This window comes from Flavobacterium cryophilum, from assembly GCF_048286555.1.
In the GTDB taxonomy this organism is placed as follows: Bacteria; Bacteroidota; Bacteroidia; order Flavobacteriales; family Flavobacteriaceae; genus Flavobacterium.
In genome coordinates this window covers 1-19,516 of sequence record NZ_JBLVPZ010000006.1, presented here as the reverse complement: position 1 = coordinate 19,516, position 19,516 = coordinate 1, and the positions used below count along the sequence as shown (strand labels likewise).

The following is a 19,516-nucleotide window of genomic DNA, read 5'->3' as shown; positions in this document are numbered from 1 at the left end:
ATAGAGAGTTAAGAAATAATCTTAATTTTAATCTATGAAACAAGTGCGCAAAATTTACGAAAAAGCTTTCAAAGAAAAAGCTGTCCAAAGCTAGACTTGGTTGCGTGGCACAATAAAAGCATCTGCACTATTTTACCTTTCAGCAAATTCCACAAAAAAAAGCCCCAAACGGGGCTTTTTCAATATCAATAATTCAAGTTTTTACTTACTCAAATACATTTTTCTTCTAGAGTACAATTCGTAGAATTGATCGTCTTTCAAGTCATCAATAAACAAGATGCTTTCTCCTGTTGATTTCATTTCTGGTCCTAATGCTTTGTTCACATTATGGAATTTGCTGAAAGAGAAAACCGGCTGCTTGATGGCATATCCTTTCAACTGTGGGTTGAAAGTAAAATCAGTTACTTTATTGTGACCTAACATCACTTTGGTTGCATAATTAACATACGGTTCTCCGTATGCTTTTGCAATAAATGGAACCGTACGAGACGCTCTAGGATTCGCTTCAATGATATAAACGATATCGTCTTTTATTGCAAACTGAATGTTGATTAAACCAACCGTTCTCAAAGCCAACGCAATATTCTTGGTGTGATCTTTTATTTGTTGCATTACGAATTCACCCAAATTAAATGGTGGCAAAGTGGCGTTACTATCACCAGAGTGTACTCCGCAAGGTTCGATGTGCTCCATAATTCCTATGATATACACATTCTCGCCATCGCAAATCGCATCAGCCTCTGCTTCTATCGCGCCATCCAAATAATGGTCTAAAAGCAATTTATTTCCCGGAATCGTTTTCAATAAATTGATTACGTGCTCTTCTAATTCTTGTTTGTTGATTACAATTTTCATTCCTTGACCACCCAAAACATACGAAGGACGAATCAATAATGGAAAGTCTAAAGTGTCAGCCAAAGCTGCAGCATCATCAGCTGTTTCTGCAATTCCAAATTGCGGGAAAGGAATTTTTAAATCGGTTAAAAGCTCAGAAAAACGTCCTCTGTCTTCGGCTAAATCCAAAGCGTCAAAGCTCGTTCCTATAATTTTAATACCGTATTTAGATAGTTTTTCTGCTAATTTAAGAGCCGTTTGACCTCCTAATTGCACGATTACCCCTTCTGGTTTTTCATGTTGGATAATATCGTAGATGTGCTCCCAGAAAACGGGTTCAAAATACAATTTATCGGCCGTATCAAAATCAGTCGAAACTGTTTCTGGATTACAGTTGATCATGATGGTTTCATAACCACATTCTTTGGCAGCAAGCACCCCGTGAACACAAGAATAATCAAACTCGATTCCTTGTCCAATTCTATTTGGGCCTGACCCAAGAACGATTATTTTCTTTTTGTCAGTAACAATACTTTCGTTGTCCACGTAACGGGTTCCGTCCGCTTTTTCTATTTCGGCTTCAAAAGTCGAGTAATAGTAAGGCGTTTTTGCTTTGAACTCTGCTGCGCAAGTATCTACTAATTTAAACACACGATTGATGTTCATTGTAGTACGTAAGGTGTGCACTTGGCTTTCCAAGCAACCTACCATATGCGCGATTTGTCTGTCGGCAAAACCTTTTTGTTTCGCTTCCAATAACAATTCTCTTGGCAAAGAATCAACTTTATAATTTGAAATTTCTTTTTCTAACGTATAAAGCTCTTCGTATTGTTTCAAGAACCACATATCAATTTTAGTGATTTCATGAATACGGCTCAATGGAATTCCCATCGCGATAGCATCATAAATCACAAAAACACGATCCCAACTTGCAAAAGTCAGTTTCTCGATAATCTGTTCGTAGTTAGTGTATCCTTTTCCGTCAGCACCCAAACCATTTCTTTTGATTTCTAAGGATTGAGTCGCTTTGTGTAACGCTTCTTGGAACGAACGTCCAATTCCCATAACCTCACCAACAGATTTCATTTGAAGTCCCAAAGTTCGGTCAGCTCCCTCAAATTTATCAAAGTTCCAACGAGGAATTTTTACAATCACATAATCCAAAGTTGGTTCGAATAAAGCCGAAGTCGATTTGGTAATTTGATTTTGCAATTCGTCTAAGTTGTAACCCAAAGCTAGTTTGGAAGCAATTTTAGCAATAGGATACCCCGTTGCTTTTGATGCCAAAGCAGAGGAACGAGACACACGAGGATTGATTTCGATCGCTACAATGTCTTCTTTATCGTCTGGCGAAACGGCAAACTGCACGTTACAACCTCCAGCAAAATTTCCAATGCTTCTCATCATCAAGATTGCATAATCACGCATTCTTTGAAAAGTCGTGTCAGACAAAGTCATTGCAGGCGCAACAGTGATGGAATCTCCGGTGTGAATTCCCATTGGATCCATATTTTCGATCGAGCAAATAATCACAACATTGTCATTTTTATCTCTCAAAAGTTCTAATTCATATTCTTTCCAACCCATTAAAGCCTTGTCAATCAAGACTTCGTGAATAGGAGATGCTTCTAAACCTCTAGTTAAGAGTTCATTAAAATCTTCCTTTTTATAAACAATAGCTGCTCCTGTTCCGCCTAAAGTAAAGGAAGGACGAATTACTAATGGGAAACCAAATTCCTGAGCAATTTCTTTTCCTCTTAAATAGGAAGTACATATTTCGGCAGGTGCAGATGGCACACCGATTCTTTTAAGCAGTTGTTTAAACTGTTCTCTATCTTCGGTAATATTGATAGCATTAACATCAACACCAATTAATTTTACGCCAAAATCCTGCCAAATCCCTTTTTCATCGGCTTCTAAACAGAGATTTAAAGCCGTTTGTCCTCCCATTGTAGGTAAGACTGCATCAATCTGAGGATGTTCTTTTAAAATTTGAATAATTGATTTTGTCGTTAAGGGCAATAAATAAATATGATCTGCCATTGAAGGATCAGTCATAATTGTTGCCGGATTCGAATTGATCAGAATAACTTCAATTCCTTCTTCACGAATAGAACGTGCAGATTGTGATCCCGCATAATCAAATTCGCATGCTTGACCAATAACAATAGGACCTGAACCTATTATTAAAACTGATTTTATGGATGTGTCTTTTGGCATTATATTGTAATTATTGTGTTGTGTAGTTATTTTTTTCAAAGATCAAAGTTACGCTACTTTAAACCCCGTACCTGTACTCTTATTTTTCTTTAACGTTTAGGTATAAAAAAAGGCGATACTAAAAAAAGTAACGCCTTATTTATGTTTATAGAAACATTATTTTTTGTGTCTTGGTTCGCAAGAAACAGTCAATTTATGTCTTCCTTTAGCTCTTCTACGCGCAAGAACTTTTCTTCCATTTGCAGAAGCCATTCTGTCCATAAATCCGTGCTTATTTCTTCTTTTTCTTTTCGATGGTTGAAACGTTCTTTTGCTCATTGCTTTGTATCTTTAAAATCTTATTTATATGTCTTCCTGTTTTTGAATAACTGTTATTCTAAAACCGAGTGCAAATATACAAAGACTTTTTTTTCTCACAAGTAGTTTTGTAAAAATATTTTCAATTCATTTTACTATATTTGTGATCTTAAAATAATCACACTATGTTTCACAAAAATATTAAACTTATTATCGCCGGACTAATTATCATTACTGGCATTTGGCAATTCACTGAAAGCAATATCGGTAATGGAATTTTCCTTATATTATTGAGTGCAATTCCTATTTTCCTTTACTTTAAAAACGAATTCATCTTATTAGCCTTCTTAAAACTTAGAAAACAAGATTTTGAAGGTGCCAAAAAATGGTTGGCTTACATTAAAAACCCAGAAACAGCTTTGGTACAAAAACAACAAGGCTATTTTAATTACTTGCACGGAATCATGCTTTCGCAGACAAATATTAATCAGGCCGAGAAATATTTCAAGAAAGCCATTGAACTAGGATTATCAATGGATATGGATTTGGCTGTTGCCAAATTAAACTTAGCCGGAGTCGCCATGACACGTCGTCGTAAGCTTGAAGCGACTTCCTTACTGAACGAAGCTAAAAAACTAGACAAACAGAATATGTTGAAAGAGCAGATTGTCATGATGAAAGAACAAATGAAAAAAATATAATTTTTTTATACGTATTGAAAAAGGGCCAAATGATACACATTTGACCCTTTTTTTTGTCTGGAATAAGTCCAATTTCACGATTTTCTATTTTCTTATACTATTGATTAGTTCATTATAGTCCAATTGTTTTTTGTCATATCGAGCGCAGTCGAGATGTCATAATGGTTCTAGACTGCGCTCGATATGACAATTTGACCCTTTTTTTTGTCCGCAATAAGTCAAATTTCACGATTTTTCTATTTTCTTATACTATTGATTAGTTCATTATAGTCCAATTGTTTTTTGTCATATCCAGCGCAGTCGAGATGTTATAATGGTTCTCGACTGCACTCGATATGACAATTGGACTATTTTATAATAACGAATGGTATTACATGATTGTCTGTAACTAATACCAATCAAATCTCAAACAAACGCTTTTAAAAAATCAGCCACAGATTCACAGATTGAAATTAGATTATTGGCAACCAAAAATACCTATTTATTACAAAGTTTTATAAACCAGTTCCACTTCTAAAAATCAAATTATAAAATAGTTAGTATCCTTTTAACGGAATTTCGATTTGATATTTCTTACCGGTATCGTTTATTAATTTAGTTTCCCGGAGCCAAGGATTGTGAATTTTCAAAATTTTATAATTAATGCCTTCGCTTTTAGCAAAAACAGCCAGATCGGTAATAGAGCTGTCAATTTCAATTTTTCGAGTTGGCAAAGCTGCATATAAATCTTCGGAAGCAATGGTAAAACCATATTTTACGGGATTCTTCATAATCTCTTTTAGGGCTAAAATTCTAAAAACATAGCGAGACGTTTCTTCGGTAAGCAGCAAATCATAGTAATTTGACACTTTTTGAATTTCAATTTGTTTATTCACACCCGTCATACCCCCGTTATAAGAGGCTGCCGCCAAAGTCCAACTTCCAAATTTCCCTTTGGCACTTAAAAAATAACTGCAAGCAGCCTGCGTTGACTTTTCTAAATCATAACGCTGATCCACATTTTCATTGACCTCCATTCCTCGTTCCTTGGCCGTTTCCGGCATGAATTGCCAAATCCCTCTTGCTCCTGCTGGCGAAACCACATTCACTAATCCACTTTCTATAACGGCCAAATATTTAAAATCATCCGGAATACCGTTCTTTTTTAAAATGGGCTCAATTACAGGAAAAGCACGATTCGCTCTTTTTATAGCCAATATAGTGGAAGCATGCAAATTTGCATTTACCAGTAACTCCCTATCCAAACGCTCTTTAACATCTGTTATTTTCAATGGCGTTTCTTCGCCTGCAAAATCCAATTTTACGGGAAAATCAACTGCGATTTCTTTTGTTCCCTCTTGTACTTCTCTCGGATTACTAGCGGCAAAAATAAACACACTACTCGCAAAAATCACAGTAAGGATTATGGCAACTTTATTAATCGATTTCATCTTTTCTTTTTTATGCCTTTCATAATATCTACAAAAGTGCGTTTACTTTTTTTCTGTTTCCAAAATAATACCCGGTAAATTTTCATTCAGCCATTTGTACTTGTTCAAAATCATAATATGCGTTCCTCCTTTTACAACGACACAATTCTTGATATATTTTATAGGAAACACATCATCCATATCTCCATGAATGTGGATTACATTTTCATCTACAACGGTTCTGTTCCATAAAATCACCTGCTCCACCGCCCAATTTAAATAACCAATATCCCGAACCGAAAGAAATTTTTCGTAAAGCTTGAGCCTTTGATTTACTTTTTCGCCAAAAGAAAACTTAGCAAGGCTTTCAATATTTGCAATCAGCGTCATGGGAATTAATTTGTAGGCCTTGGTGGTTTTAGCAATTTTCAATCTTCTTGGAAATTCAGCATTGCTTTTGACACTTGAAATGATAATGACTTTTCGAGCTTTAACATACTTAGCCATTTCTTGTACTAGAATTCCTCCGAACGAAACTCCGATTAAAACCGGATTTTTATGCTTAATTTTTTTAGTGATCCGCATCGCATACTCCGTCAAAGATTCATTATTAATAGGGATCTCCCATTCCAGTAAGAATATTTCAAACATTTCTTCGGGAAGCGCAAATCGCTCAAAAATGGCAGTACTCGACGCCAAACCTGGCATTAAATAAACTGGGATTTTACTCATAAGTGTTTTAACTATTTTATAACAAAATTCAGTTTTTTTATAGCGAATTTTGTATAAAATTAATTTTTTAATTCAAACACTATCTACATTTCACTTTATATTACCAATAATTTATGACTTCACAATTATTTGAATCAAATACCAGAGGCACGGCTGATTTCGGATGGCTTAAAGCCAATTTCTCTTTTTCTTTCGGAAATTTTTTCAATCCAGAACGCCTTCAATTTGGAATGTTACGCGTTTTAAATGACGATACCATTGCGGGCGGAACGGGTTTTGGCACGCATAGCCACGCTAATATGGAAATCATCACTATTCCACTCGAAGGCGGGCTAAAACATCGCGACAGTATGGGAAATGAAGGTATAATAGGTTTTGGAGAAGTACAAGTAATGAGTGCCGGATCAGGAATAGAGCATTCTGAAATGAATGCCAGCCAGAACGAGGACGCAAAAACACTGCAGCTATGGGTTTTTCCTGATACTGAAAACGTAACTCCAAGATATGACCAGAAATCATTTGATATTGAAAATCAAATCAATACCTTTGTAAACATTGTTTCGCCAAATGATAATAACGATGGAAATGCACTTTGGGTTTACCAAAAAACCTTTTTTTACTTAGGAATTTTCGACAGCAATACCTCCGTTACCTATGAGGTTAAAATCCCTAAAAATGGTGTTTATTTATTTTTGATTGAAGGCGAAATAGTAGTGAATAATCAAACTTTGAAGGCAAGAGATGCCATGGGAATTACAAATTTTGATCAGTTTGAGATCAAAATCAGTACCAAATCAAAAATACTATTGGTAGAAGTGCCAATGAATTAGAATCAACTATCAATATGGAAATTAAAGACAATACTTTTTCAAGACAATTTGAAACCGAAGTACAAGAAGGATTGGTTTCTGTTGAATATTCATTTCAGGAGAGAAAAATATTTTTGACAAAAATTAAAACCCCCGAATCTTTTGATGACGAAGAATTTATTTCTAATTTCCTAAAAAACATCATGAAAATTTCGATTGAACGAAAATTAAAAGTTGTTCCTATTCTCCCTAAAATAGTGGTTTTTTTTAAAAAAAATCCTATTTACAAAGAATTACTTCCTCCCGGAATACGATTATAAAAAAGAGTGAATCATTAAAACACAGCCTTTTTAATCACATCCACTTCCTTGCGGCTGTTGAGACGATAAAAATTAAGCTGTTAGAGGGATACCCTATTTGATGAAGGAATAATTACATAAAAAAAGGCTGTCCGTAAAAGACAGCCTTTTCTTTGAATATAGATCGCCTACATATTTCTTCTATACTGTCCTCCCACTTCAAATAAAGCCGAAGTAATTTGTCCCAAAGAACAAACCTTTGTCGCTTCCATTAAGTGTTCAAATAAATTTTCGTTTTTAATGGCTGCGTCCTGTAGCGTATTTAAATGTTCCGTCACTAAATCCTGATTGGATTGGTGTAAATGGTGCAGCATATCAATTTGATATTGTTTTTCTTCTTCGGTAGCACGAATTACTTCTGCCGGAATTACCGTTGGAGAACCTTTCGAACTCAAAAAGGTATTCACACCAATAATTGGAAATTCTCCAGTATGCTTCAAAGTTTCATAATACAAACTTTCTTCCTGAATTTTAGAACGTTGGTACATCGTTTCCATCGCACCAAGAACGCCACCACGCTCGGTAATACGGTCGAATTCCAGTAAAACTGCTGCTTCCACTAAATCTGTTAGCTCTTCAATAATGAAAGCACCTTGAATTGGATTTTCGTTTTTGGCAAGACCTAATTCTTTATTGATAATCAACTGAATCGCCATTGCACGTCGTACGGATTCTTCCGTAGGCGTTGTAATTGCTTCATCATACGCATTGGTATGCAAGGAATTACAGTTGTCATAAATGGCATACAACGCTTGTAAAGTAGTACGAATATCATTGAAATCAATTTCTTGGGCGTGCAAAGAACGTCCTGAAGTTTGAATGTGATACTTTAACATTTGGGCGCGTTCGTTCGCTCCGTATTTGTTTTTCATGGCTTTCGCCCAAATTTTACGTGCCACACGACCGATAACCGCATATTCCGGATCAACTCCGTTCGAAAAGAAGAACGATAAGTTGGGTCCAAAATCATTGATGTTCATTCCACGACTCAAATAATATTCCACATAAGTGAAACCATTAGAAAGCGTAAACGCCAATTGCGTAATCGGATTTGCTCCTGCTTCGGCAATGTGATAGCCCGAGATAGAAACTGAATAGAAGTTTCTAACGTTCTTGGTAATGAAATATTCCTGTACGTCACCCATTAATCGTAAAGCAAATTCAGTAGAGAAAATACACGTATTTTGTGCCTGATCTTCTTTCAAAATATCTGCTTGAACGGTTCCACGAACTTGAGACAACGTTCTTGCTTTAATATCATTATAAACATCCACATGCAAAACCTGATCTCCGGTAACGCCCAAAAGCATCAACCCTAAACCGTTATTTCCTTCAGGCATATCGCCTTGATAATGTGGTCTTTCGACTCCTTTAGCTGCATAAATTTTGTTGATTTTTGCCTCAACTTCTTTTTCAATACCGTTATCTTTAATGTAAAACTCACATTGTTGGTCAATAGCCGCATTCATGAAAAAGCCTAACAACATCGGAGCTGGTCCATTAATGGTCATACTTACTGATGTCATGGCATGCACTAAATCGAAACCAGAATATAATTTCTTAGCATCATCCAAACAACAAATAGAAACTCCGGCATTACCTATTTTTCCATAAATATCAGGACGTACATGTGGATCATTTCCATATAAAGTCACACTGTCAAAAGCCGTTGACAATCGTTTTGCAGGCAATCCCGCACTTACATAATGAAAACGTTTGTTGGTTCTTTCCGGTCCGCCTTCTCCGGCAAACATACGAGAAGGATCTTCGCCTTCGCGTTTGAAAGGATACAGTCCTGCCGTAAAAGGAAATTCTCCAGGAACATTTTCCTGCAGACACCAACGTAAAATATCACCCCAAGCTTTGTACTTTGGTAATGCTATTTTTGGAATTTGAGAATGTGAAAGGGACTCCGTATGCGTAGCCATTTTAATTTCCCTGTCACGAACTTTGAACGTGTAAACTGGGTTTTTGTACTTGTTTACTTTCTCGTCCCAAGTCAAAATGATTTCCCAATTGTAAGGATCCAAATCCATTTTTACTTTATCAAATTGATTCAGTAAGAGATTTAAAAATATTTTGTCCTCAGCGGCACCCGATTTTTCAGATTCTAAAGCCGTTGGTAAAACTGAATCGTCATTAATTCCTGTTTTATTTACTTCTGGTACTTTTTTAGTTACCGATTCAATCGTTTTGAAAATCCCGTACAATTTCTGAGCCACTTGTTCTTGGCTAACGGCCGTAACATCATATTTACGGTTGCTCTCGGCAATTTCAGACAAGTAACGCGTTCTATGTGGTGGAATAACAAATATCTTCTCGCTCATTTCACGAGTAATTTGAAACGTAGATTTTAAATCAGAATTTGTTTTTTCATGAACTTTATCCATAATCGCTTTGTACAGCGTATTCATTCCCGGATCGTTGAACTGCGAAGCAATGGTGCCAAAAACCGGAAGCGTATCTAAATTAGCATCCCAAAGATTGTGGTTGCGTTGGTATTGTTTTTTCACGTCTCTCAAGGCATCTAGAGAACCGCGTTTGTCGAATTTGTTTATCGCTACCAAGTCAGCAAAATCAAGCATGTCGATTTTTTCCAATTGGGTTGCCGCTCCAAATTCTGGTGTCATAACATATAAAGAAACATCGGAATGGTCCATAATTTCGGTGTCGGATTGCCCGATTCCCGAAGTTTCCAGGATGATGATGTCATAATTTGCCGCTTTAATCACTTGAATTGCATCGGCAACATATTTAGACAAAGCCAAATTCGATTGCCGTGTAGCCAAAGAACGCATATAAACTCTAGGGTTATTGATAGCGTTCATTCGGATTCTATCGCCCAGCAATGCACCGCCTGTTTTGCGTTTTGATGGATCTACAGATATTAAACCAATTGTTTTTTCTGGAAAATCGATTAGAAAACGACGCACTAATTCATCCACCAAAGATGATTTTCCTGCTCCACCAGTACCTGTGATTCCAAGAACTGGAGTTTTACAATCCAAGTTCTTTTTTTGGATGGCTTCCAAAGTTTCAGCCGCTATTTCGGGGAAATTCTCTGCTGATGAAATGATACGGGCAATTGCTTTTGGATTTTTTTCTTCCAAATGATCGATTTCATCGGTGAGTTTATCTCCCACCGGGTAATCGGATTGTTGTACTAAATCATTTATCATCCCTTGTAATCCCATGGCACGACCGTCATCCGGCGCATAAATTCTGGTGATTCCGTAGGCTTGCAATTCCGCTATTTCAGAAGGCAGAATTACACCACCACCACCACCAAATATTTTGATTTGCCCTGCTCCCTTTTCTTGAAGCAAGTCATACATGTATTTGAAATATTCGTTGTGACCTCCCTGATACGAGGTTATTGCAATTGCATTGGCATCTTCTTGTATTGCAGTATTGACTACCTCTTCAACGCTGCGGTCGTGTCCTAAATGGATAACCTCAACACCTGTAGATTGAATAATCCTACGCATAATATTGATTGCGGCATCGTGACCGTCAAAAAGAGCTGCGGCGGTTACAATTCTTACTTTATTGTTAGGGATATACGGTATTTGTTGTTCCATTTTATGAATATGATAATTTAAGCCTGCAATTTACAATTTTATTTTAAAAATTATTTGATGTTGCTCCTCGTTGTTAATAAATTAAGAAAGAATTTTGTTATTTAGCCCCGATTGAAGCGGCATCCCTCGCTTTTTTGGCGAGGATACAGCGGAAAGCGGGACAAATCCTGATTGATACGATTAAAGTTTGTGCTCCAAAAGAATAGTTGGCTTTGTTTTTGAATAAAGAGTATTTTTACAAAAGCCAAATGGCCAAAAGACGAAGTAAACTAATAAAATAATTACGATGAAGAAAATTTTAATTTTAGCGGTAGCAATTTCGCTTTCGAGTTGTGCCGAAATGCAACAAGTTTTGAATCAATTTCCGCAAACACAAGGAATTGGCGGTGTTGATATTGCTGGTGGTTTAAGAGAAGCTCTTAATAATGGGATTTCGAAACAAGTAACAAAACTCACAGCTACCGATGGCTTCTACAGAAATGAAGCGGTAAAAATTCTATTGCCGGAAGAATTGCGGAAAGTGGATGCGGGATTACGAAGAATTGGACTGAGTTCATTGGCTGACGAAGGATTAAAAGTATTGAATCGTGCCGCTGAAGATGCGGTAAAGGAAGCGACGCCAATATTTGTTGACGCCGTTAGAAACATGACTTTTATGGATGCCAAATCAATTTTGATGGGAAATGAAAGTTCAGCGACTACTTATTTACAAAATAGCACTTCGACTGCATTGTACGGAAAATTTAATCCAGTTATTAAAAATTCGTTTACTAAAGTGGGTGCTGATGTTGTTTGGTCAAAAATCATCACTAGATACAACAGTATTCCTTTAATAAACAAAGTAAATCCTGATTTGACTGATTATGTAACGAATCAAGCAATGAACGGCGTTTTTAAGATGGTTGCTATTGAAGAAAAAAATATCAGAACGAATTTAAGTGCCAGAACTTCTGTTTTATTGCAAAAGGTTTTTGCGATGCAGGATAAAATATAAATTAAATAGTGGCTGTTTTTTTTTAAACATAAAACAGCCATATCTCACTTTTCTATAAAAACAACTACGTTTAGTTTTAAAAAACACTAGTCCCAATTAAAAAGCTAAGCTGAAAGAGACACCGAAGATGCAAAAAATTACCATACTCATTCATTGCAACGACCAAAAAGGAATCATTGCTGCCGTGACCAATTTTATTTTAAAAATTGAAGGCAATATAATTTATATTGACCAACATGTTGATTTAGAACAAAATGAGTTTTTTATGCGTTTAGAATGTGAATTGACCAATGTTGAAATAGGTTTAGCAGTGATAGAAAATGATTTTCATCACACGATAGCCCAAGATTTTAACATGTCATGGGAGCTTTACACCAAAGATCAAAAACCAAAAATGGCACTGTTTGTGTCGAAATACGACCATTGTTTATTTGATATTTTGGGCCGTTACAGTGCGGGGGAATTAAATGTGGAAATTCCGCTTATTGTGAGCAATCACGAGAATTTAAGATCTATTGCGGAACGTTTTAATATTCCTTTTTACATCATTCCTTTTACCAAGGAAAATAAAGAGGAAGGCGAACAACAACAGATTGAGTTACTACAAAAACACGACATTGACTTTATCGTACTGGCGCGTTACATGCAAATCATTACCCCAAATTTGATTGCATTGTATAAAAATAAAATAATAAATATCCATCATTCCTTTCTTCCGGCTTTCCCGGGAGCCAAGCCATATCATTCGGCTTTTAAAAGAGGCGTAAAAATTATTGGTGCTACGAGCCATTATGTCACGCAAGAGCTGGATGAAGGACCAATTATTGAGCAGGATATCACTCGTGTTTCGCATATTAATTCTGTCGAAGATTTTATTATGAAAGGACGAGACTTGGAACGTATTGTTTTGGCTAGAGCCATAAAACTCCATTCAGAACGAAAAACAATGGTTTTTAGTAATAAAACGGTTGTGTTTTCTTAAAATGCGTATTCCCTCTCGTAAATTGGATCTAGCGTTATAGAACACTCTGTAATACATAGTAGTTGACGGCATGAATATCGCTAATGAAATAAAGTAAAAAAACTTAACTTATGTACAACAAAGTAATAACAAAATCTTAACAGCAAAACGCCTTCTTATGGGTGATCTTTGCAGAGTAATAAACTGGTTATTTATTATTTTGGTTTTGGTTAGTTAAAGAATTGCCTGCATTTATAATGCAGGCATTTTTTTTATTTAGCCGTATCCATAAAAGAAAGAACCGCATCATTGAAAGCATTGGGTTGCTCTACATTGACTACATGCCCACATTTTTCTATTACAAATAGTTTTGATGATTTATAATGATTCTCCACTACTTTCCGCACCGATGGCAAAAACATATAATCCTCTTCGCCCATCACATACAGCGTAGGAATATTCAGTTCGACCTGTCGGAACCATTTAAGAACCGGATTTATCTCGGCAGTAAGTTTAAACCATTTGATAAATTCTTTTTGGTATAATTTTTTAGCCTCATTGATAAAAAGCAGACGAGATTGTTTGTGACTTTTTTTGGGCATAATCACAAAGGCAAAAAACTTATATAAAACCAAATAAGGCAATAGATATTTAAACAAATTTCCCACTTTCATTAATACTTGGGAACGGAAATTCATTTTCAGTATTGCACCACCAAGAATCATGCTTTGCACGCGTTCCGGATACATTTCAGCCAATTGCCTAATGAGGATGGTACCCAACGAAATCCCGACGAAATGTGATTTTTTGATTTTAAGAAAATCTAATACTTCCAGAATATCATTGGCCAAAGCCGAAAAAGTATATTTTTGTTTGAAAGCCGTTTTTAAAGTGGTTTTTGATTCCCCATGACCCCGCAAATCCAGCAACAAAACATTGTACTGTTTTTTAAAATCCCGAATTTGTTTAAACCATATTGACGAACTTCCACCGGCACCGTGAACAAATGTTACCCATTGATCGGTGTTTTTATTTTCGTAAATGGTATAATTAATCACTTGTTTTTTTTGTAAAAATATGATTTTAATTTTAAATCCCAATCTTAACGAAAAATAATGATTGTTTTATGATAGTATACCGTAAATTTGCAAAAAAATTACACCCATGAAAGGATTATTGAAAGAGAAAAGTGAAATAGAAAAATTTAAAAGAGACTACCAAATGTTCTCCGAACTAAATTTAAACTTAGAAAAAACTACTGTTACGGCTAACATTACAACAGAAGAATCAATTATGGAAGAATGCGAATTATAATTTTTGATGCATTTTTTTAAAATAGTCAAACGCTTTTAACAGCCTGCTTCCGTACCAAGAAAACATTTCCCCATCAACAAACACCGTTTTTGCATGGTGCGTGTGCCTTCCTATTTCGAATGCATCTTCTTCTTTGAAAGGATACGGCTCTGAGGAAAGGAAAACCAAATCCGGATCGCCTTCTAAACGCATTTTTTTGAGTTCAATTTCCGGGTAACGCCCCAAAGTTTCGGGATTTTTATCGTAGCTATTTTCAAAATGATTCAGCTTCAGTAATTCATTGATGAAATTATCTGAACCAGCGACCATAAATGGGTTTTTCCAAATGAAATACGCTACTTTTTTCACAGGTATATCTTTAACGAAATTTTTAAAATCGCTCAAGGCAAAAGCCAATTTGTCATTCCATTTCTGGGCTTCGGTTCTGCAATTGAAGAGTTGACCAAAATCAGTAATCATTTGAAAATTGTCTTCAATGGTAATGATATCGGTCACCCAAACCGGACAAATTTTACGCAACTCTTCCACAATTTCAGCTGTGTTTTCCTCTTTATTACAAATGATGATATCCGGTTGCAGCAATCTGATTTTCTCATAATGTACTTTCTTGGTGCCACCTACGATTTTCTTCGTTGATTTAAAATGATACGGATGAACACAGAATTTTGTAATTCCTATAATTCGGTCTTCTAAACCTAAATCATACAGCAATTCCGTTTGTGAAGGAACCAATGAGATAATGCGTTTTGGCGACGTTTCGAATGAATGGGAAGTTCCGAGTTGATCGATTAAAGTTTTTTGTTTCAATTTTAATGTTTAATGTTGAGTAAATCTAATCAAAAATTACATTTTTAAACCAGTAAGAAATTTAGAAAAATTAAGGCTTAAAAAGTTTTAACGGTAAAGTTTTCGATTCAAATCTTAGCGCAAGCGAAATAAAACTTAATTTCTTAATGGTTTAAAATGAAGTATGATTGAATTCAAAATATTTTATAAAAACCCAAAACCTTTAAACGTTAAACTTCAAACTCATAATTTCTGCCATTTCCTGTTGCATTTTCAATGCTTCGGCTCTTGCTTTTTCAACAAAGTCGGTTCCATTGGAGGCATAAATAATGTCACGGGAAGAATTAATCAGCAATCCTATGTTGGCATTCATTCCGTATTTACAAACTTCAGACAAACTTCCGCCCTGTGCGCCTACTCCGGGAACAAGCAAGAAACTATCCGGAACGATTTTACGAATTTCAGTAAAATATTCAGCTTTAGTAGCGCCTACAACATACATCAGGTTTTCACTGTTTTTCCATGTTTTGGATGTTTCTAATACGTGTTTGTACAATTCGGTCCCATCTACTTTTAACGTCTGGAAATCATACGCGCCTTCATTGGAAGTCAAAGCCAGCATAATGGTATGTTTATTTTCGAAAGCTAAAAACGGCTCCACCGAATCCTTTCCCATATAAGGAGCAACGGTAACACTATCAAAATTCAAATCTTCAAAAAAAGCTTTGGCATACATCGCTGACGTATTTCCTATATCACCTCGTTTTGCATCCGCAATCGTGAAGATTTCCGGATAATTTTCATTAATGTACTGGATTGTTTTTTGCAACGACATCCATCCTTTTAAACCATTCGCTTCATAAAAAGCAATATTGGGTTTGTAAGCCACCGTTAAATCATGGGTAGCATCAATTATCGCTTTATTGAATTCGAAAATAGGATCTTCTAATTCTAATAAATGTTTTGGAATTTTATTCAAATCAACATCGAGTCCCACAACTAGGAATGATTTCTTTTGTTGAATTTGGTCAATAAGTTGTTGTGTAGTCATTTTTAGGATATTGGGTATTGGGTTTTAGGTGTTGGTTTAGGAATTAAACCTTGGAATCAACATACTTTTTCAAGGATTGAATTCTTTTTTGAATTACATTAAGCTGGGAAATAATTTCTAAGTGTAAAATTCCATCCACAAAACCAATCTCTTTAGCTATTTCAATTTGAGTCTCTAATTCAAAGGCCGAACCTAAACTTATCTGTAAAAATCTAGAAAAATCTTTTTGAGAAGTTCTGGAACAACCTTCGGCTATGTTCGAAGGAATTGAAACTGCACATCTATTTATTTGAGAAACCAGTCCAAATTTTTCTTCTTTGGGGAAAGAGCCCGTAACGATATAAATTTTTTTAACAAATAAAACAGAACTCTGCCAAACTTCTAAATCCCTAAAGTTTCTCATATATTTTAGTTTTACAAAAATCCACACCAAGACCCATTCCCCAAAACCTAGCACCCATTAAAAAACTTCGCTGGCTTCTTTCAGTTTTTCCATGTTGTTGACTAACGCCAACTCATCTACAATTTTCTGAATATCACCATTCATGATATTTCCTAAATCGTACAACGTCAATCCTACGCGGTGGTCCGTTACACGACCTTGCGCGTAATTATAAGTACGGATTTTTGCCGAACGGTCACCAGAACTTACTTGAGATGTACGTGTTGTAGCATCTTCTGCTTGTTTTTTGGCCAATTCCTGTTCGTACAAACGAGAACGCAAAACGCCAAATGCCTTGTCTTTATTTTTATGTTGTGATTTTTGATCCTGACATTGCGCCACTAATCCGGTTGGAATGTGCGTCAAACGAACCGCTGATTTGGTTGTATTTACTGATTGTCCGCCTGGTCCTGACGAACAGAAAAAATCCACACGTACATCATTCATATCAATTTGTACATCAAATTCCTCTGCTTCCGGCAATACCATTACAGTTGCTGCCGAGGTATGAACACGTCCTTGCGTTTCCGTTTGCGGTACACGTTGCACACGGTGAACACCCGCTTCAAACTTCAAGGTTCCGTACACATCTTCGCCGGTAACTTCAAAAATAACCTCTTTGAAACCACCCGAAGTTCCTTCATTCATATCCACCACAGATGTTCTCCAACCTCTGTTTTCACAGTATTTCGTGTACATACGGAACAAATCCCCTGCAAAAATACTCGCTTCATCCCCACCCGTTCCAGCACGAATTTCCACCATGACATTTTTAGCATCTTCGGGATCCTTAGGAATCAGCATAAATTTGATTTCTTCCTCCAGTTCCGGCAATCTATCCTTGGCTTCTTCCAGTTGCATTTTGGCCATTTCGGTCATATCTGCATCACTGTTATCGGCAATTATTTCGTTTGCTTCTTCGATATTTGCCATCAAAATAACGTATTCATCGCGCTTTTCAGCCAAAGCTTTTAAACTTTTGTACTCTTGATTCAATTGCACATAACGCTTCTGATCTGAGATTACATCCGGTTGAATAATCAAATCCGAAATCTCATCGAAACGTTGTTTTACTATTTGAAGTCTATCTAACATTTTCTTAGTCCTTTATTTAGAGTGCAAAATTACGAAAAAAGTATTCAGTTTGCAAGGTTCGTTTTTTGCTAGTACCGTTCCATTAAAAATTTTCAAATTGAAAGCCATCATTGCAGCCAGAAGTACTTGAACGGAAACTTTAAAACAATTAAATAGTTAAATTAATTAAACTTTTTCAGGAGCTATTTCCTGCTGTCATTCCAATCTTTATTGATAAAACTTGCTTTGCGTTTTATCAAAAAAGGATTTTCCCTTCCATCAGGGCTAGGGCATTCGTGTCAAAAAAAGACAATCTTTACAATTTCCCTAAAAATCTCTGAATCAAAAGGAGTTAGTTTTTGATAGAAATTTAAACTTGATATATTTTATCAGTATTTTCGGTAGAAATTTATATATTTGAAAATAAATATATTCTGATCACTATCAGATGTATCTCTTTAAGTTTGGGATGATAGTTCTTATTTTATCAGACCTATAAACAAGTTGGCAGTAATTTTACCCAAATGACGGAAAATCAACATATATTTAAATAAAAGAACCTTGAAATATTATGCAAAAATTAGACTTTGTAAAAAACCTTGAAATTATTATCGAAAATTTAAAATCAGTAGAGATACTACATCATTTTGAGACTGGTTTTGATAATCCAAATCAAGCTTATAAATATGACAGCATAATTCCATTATTGTTTTCTTCAAAAAGCAACTATGAGAAAATAAAAAATGAAGATAATATTTTTAAAATTCTAGAAATATTCAACTGTGAAGAAATGTATTCTGACTTGAATTTAACGGCCTTAACAAGAAGTCTAACTCATTCACAAGCAGGAAGTGTCTTTGGACATGCAAATAATTTATCTCTATATAATTTTCATAACACATTAGTAAAAACATATAAATTATCTAAAGAATTATTGCTAAATGATCTACTAAATGAAACATATGAAGAATCGTTAGAAGAAGGTGTAAACATTTTTCAAATTGTAATTGAAGAAGAGTCTCTAGAAACTTTTAAATATATAAAAATATTAACTTGTTTAACAGAACTTATTGAGACAATAAATAAAATAAATAAAGCTGAAAGTCAAAAATCTGAAATTATCTTATTAGATAGTGGTAGCGATACCAACATAGGAATAAAAACAGGAATTGAAACTGCTAAATCATTATTCTTAATTTTTAAAGAAGTTTGGGATTTCGCAACCAATCATAGACAATATAAAAATGAGCAAAATAATAAAGCACTACTTGAAAGCTTATCAATAAGAGCAGAAATACTAAAAAAAGTTGAAGAAGGAATTATTAGTGAATCTGAAGGGACCGAATATGTTCATCTAATAAAAACAAGAACTGATGACTTAATTGGTATGAAAGTTATGCCTAAATTAATAGTAATAGAAAATAATAAGATTGAAAATAAAAAATTGCTTAAAGAAATGCAAGGAATAAGATTATTATCAAACGGAGAATAAAAACTACTGCCAACCGCCATTTTGAGCTAGCTGGAATTTAGTGGAATTACCATTTCGCATCAAGTTTGTCGTTAAACCGAAAATTAAGCGGTTACGAACTTCCAGCCATCTCAAAGTGGCAAAACGTCAGGCTGTGAAAAAACCTCATTTAGTCGCTATTTTGGCTTAAAATCATCCTCATAAACATCACTACAATCGTTCTGCTACAAGCTCTTTTTTAGGCAGCAAATTGTAGCTCATTTTTAATAATGTCTTTACAAAGCCTAAAATAGTTCGTAATAAAGACAATACAAGCTTTTGCTTTGTAGGGTGTGTTCCAGTTCTTGATTTTGGCAATTAAATCGGGTACACCAAGAATATTTATCGTGCGTTTGATGTTGTAGACAAGCATAATTAAACTATGCTCCCCATTTACTTTTTCGAGGCCCGTCAAATTGGTGTGATTGTAGCCCCATTGTCT

Annotated in this window: 17 protein-coding genes and 1 pseudogene; 7 read left to right on the top strand and 11 right to left on the bottom strand. The window is 35.3% G+C overall.

Going from position 1 to position 19,516, the window contains the following annotated elements:
* Positions 1 to 201 precede the first annotated feature (201 nt).
* Together carB and rpmH are read right to left on the bottom strand one after the other, a co-directional pair.
* On the bottom strand, positions 202 to 3,054 hold the full coding sequence (carB, locus tag ACNQGJ_RS09940; RefSeq protein ID WP_417972746.1) for a carbamoyl-phosphate synthase large subunit: 2,853 nt from the start codon (positions 3,052 to 3,054) through the stop codon (positions 202 to 204).
* 156 nt (positions 3,055 to 3,210) lie between these two features.
* Entirely contained in the window at positions 3,211 to 3,372 is a 162-nt protein-coding gene (gene rpmH, locus ACNQGJ_RS09935) for a 50S ribosomal protein L34 (RefSeq protein WP_007136275.1), read from the bottom strand.
* A 164-nt stretch (positions 3,373 to 3,536) separates the two neighbouring features.
* On the opposite strand from rpmH, the gene ACNQGJ_RS09930 reads away from it, so the two are divergent.
* Positions 3,537 to 4,052 (top strand): DUF2892 domain-containing protein, encoded by a 516-nt coding sequence (locus tag ACNQGJ_RS09930; protein WP_417972747.1) that lies wholly within the window; start codon positions 3,537 to 3,539, stop codon positions 4,050 to 4,052.
* Between the two features lie 536 nt (positions 4,053 to 4,588).
* Here the strand turns inward: ACNQGJ_RS09930 and ACNQGJ_RS09925 are convergent.
* Positions 4,589 to 5,482 (bottom strand): lytic transglycosylase domain-containing protein, encoded by an 894-nt coding sequence (locus ACNQGJ_RS09925; RefSeq protein ID WP_417972748.1) that lies wholly within the window; start codon positions 5,480 to 5,482, stop codon positions 4,589 to 4,591.
* Positions 5,483 to 5,524: 42 nt separating this feature from the next.
* Positions 5,525 to 6,193: an alpha/beta hydrolase family protein gene (locus ACNQGJ_RS09920; RefSeq protein ID WP_417972749.1), complete on the bottom strand. Its 669-nt coding sequence runs from the start codon at positions 6,191 to 6,193 to the stop codon at positions 5,525 to 5,527.
* A 113-nt stretch (positions 6,194 to 6,306) separates the two neighbouring features.
* Between ACNQGJ_RS09920 and ACNQGJ_RS09915 the strand changes: the two genes are divergently transcribed.
* Entirely contained in the window at positions 6,307 to 7,023 is a 717-nt protein-coding gene (locus ACNQGJ_RS09915; RefSeq protein WP_417972750.1) for a pirin family protein, read from the top strand.
* Between the two features lie 14 nt (positions 7,024 to 7,037).
* Positions 7,038 to 7,322, top strand: coding sequence for a GNAT family N-acetyltransferase (locus ACNQGJ_RS09910; RefSeq protein WP_417972751.1), 285 nt, complete (start codon positions 7,038 to 7,040; stop codon positions 7,320 to 7,322).
* Positions 7,323 to 7,489: 167 nt separating this feature from the next.
* Here the strand turns inward: ACNQGJ_RS09910 and ACNQGJ_RS09905 are convergent, their stop codons facing one another.
* Positions 7,490 to 10,942 carry a methylmalonyl-CoA mutase family protein gene (locus ACNQGJ_RS09905; RefSeq protein ID WP_417972752.1) on the bottom strand — a complete coding sequence of 1,151 codons (3,453 nt, stop codon included), beginning with the start codon at positions 10,940 to 10,942 and terminating at the stop codon, positions 7,490 to 7,492.
* A 286-nt stretch (positions 10,943 to 11,228) separates the two neighbouring features.
* Here ACNQGJ_RS09905 and ACNQGJ_RS09900 point away from each other — a divergent pair, with 286 nt between their 5' ends.
* Both ACNQGJ_RS09900 and purU read left to right on the top strand, forming a co-directional pair.
* Positions 11,229 to 11,936, top strand: coding sequence for a DUF4197 domain-containing protein (locus ACNQGJ_RS09900; protein ID WP_417972753.1), 708 nt, complete (start codon positions 11,229 to 11,231; stop codon positions 11,934 to 11,936).
* A gap of 127 nt (positions 11,937 to 12,063) precedes the next feature.
* Positions 12,064 to 12,918 (top strand): formyltetrahydrofolate deformylase, encoded by an 855-nt coding sequence (purU, locus tag ACNQGJ_RS09895; protein WP_417972754.1) that lies wholly within the window; start codon positions 12,064 to 12,066, stop codon positions 12,916 to 12,918.
* Between the two features lie 251 nt (positions 12,919 to 13,169).
* Here the strand turns inward: purU and ACNQGJ_RS09890 are convergent, their stop codons facing one another.
* On the bottom strand, positions 13,170 to 13,955 hold the full coding sequence (locus tag ACNQGJ_RS09890) for an alpha/beta fold hydrolase (protein ID WP_417972755.1): 786 nt from the start codon (positions 13,953 to 13,955) through the stop codon (positions 13,170 to 13,172).
* A gap of 106 nt (positions 13,956 to 14,061) precedes the next feature.
* On the opposite strand from ACNQGJ_RS09890, the gene ACNQGJ_RS09885 reads away from it, so the two are divergent.
* Complete coding sequence (locus tag ACNQGJ_RS09885; RefSeq protein ID WP_417972756.1) at positions 14,062 to 14,211, top strand: hypothetical protein; 150 nt, start codon at positions 14,062 to 14,064, stop codon at positions 14,209 to 14,211.
* Here the strand turns inward: ACNQGJ_RS09885 and ACNQGJ_RS09880 are convergent.
* The 4 genes from ACNQGJ_RS09880 to prfA all read right to left on the bottom strand — a co-directional run bounded on the left by ACNQGJ_RS09880 (position 14,206) and on the right by prfA (position 17,585).
* Positions 14,206 to 15,018, bottom strand: coding sequence for an ABC transporter substrate-binding protein (locus ACNQGJ_RS09880; RefSeq protein WP_417972757.1), 813 nt, complete (start codon positions 15,016 to 15,018; stop codon positions 14,206 to 14,208). The genes ACNQGJ_RS09885 and ACNQGJ_RS09880 overlap by 6 nt on opposite strands.
* A gap of 202 nt (positions 15,019 to 15,220) precedes the next feature.
* Positions 15,221 to 16,048: an orotidine-5'-phosphate decarboxylase gene (pyrF, locus tag ACNQGJ_RS09875; protein ID WP_417972758.1), complete on the bottom strand. Its 828-nt coding sequence runs from the start codon at positions 16,046 to 16,048 to the stop codon at positions 15,221 to 15,223.
* A gap of 43 nt (positions 16,049 to 16,091) precedes the next feature.
* A complete protein-coding gene (locus ACNQGJ_RS09870; protein WP_104000935.1) occupies positions 16,092 to 16,451 on the bottom strand; it encodes a four helix bundle protein in 360 nt (119 codons plus the stop codon).
* Positions 16,452 to 16,508: 57 nt separating this feature from the next.
* Entirely contained in the window at positions 16,509 to 17,585 is a 1,077-nt protein-coding gene (prfA, locus tag ACNQGJ_RS09865; protein ID WP_104000936.1) for a peptide chain release factor 1, read from the bottom strand.
* 550 nt (positions 17,586 to 18,135) lie between these two features.
* Between prfA and ACNQGJ_RS09860 the strand changes: the two genes are divergently transcribed.
* Positions 18,136 to 19,056 (top strand): hypothetical protein, encoded by a 921-nt coding sequence (locus ACNQGJ_RS09860; RefSeq protein ID WP_417972759.1) that lies wholly within the window; start codon positions 18,136 to 18,138, stop codon positions 19,054 to 19,056.
* Positions 19,057 to 19,273: 217 nt separating this feature from the next.
* Here ACNQGJ_RS09860 and ACNQGJ_RS09855 read toward each other — a convergent pair.
* Positions 19,274 to 19,516, bottom strand: a pseudogene (locus tag ACNQGJ_RS09855) (hypothetical protein); the annotation flags it as partial.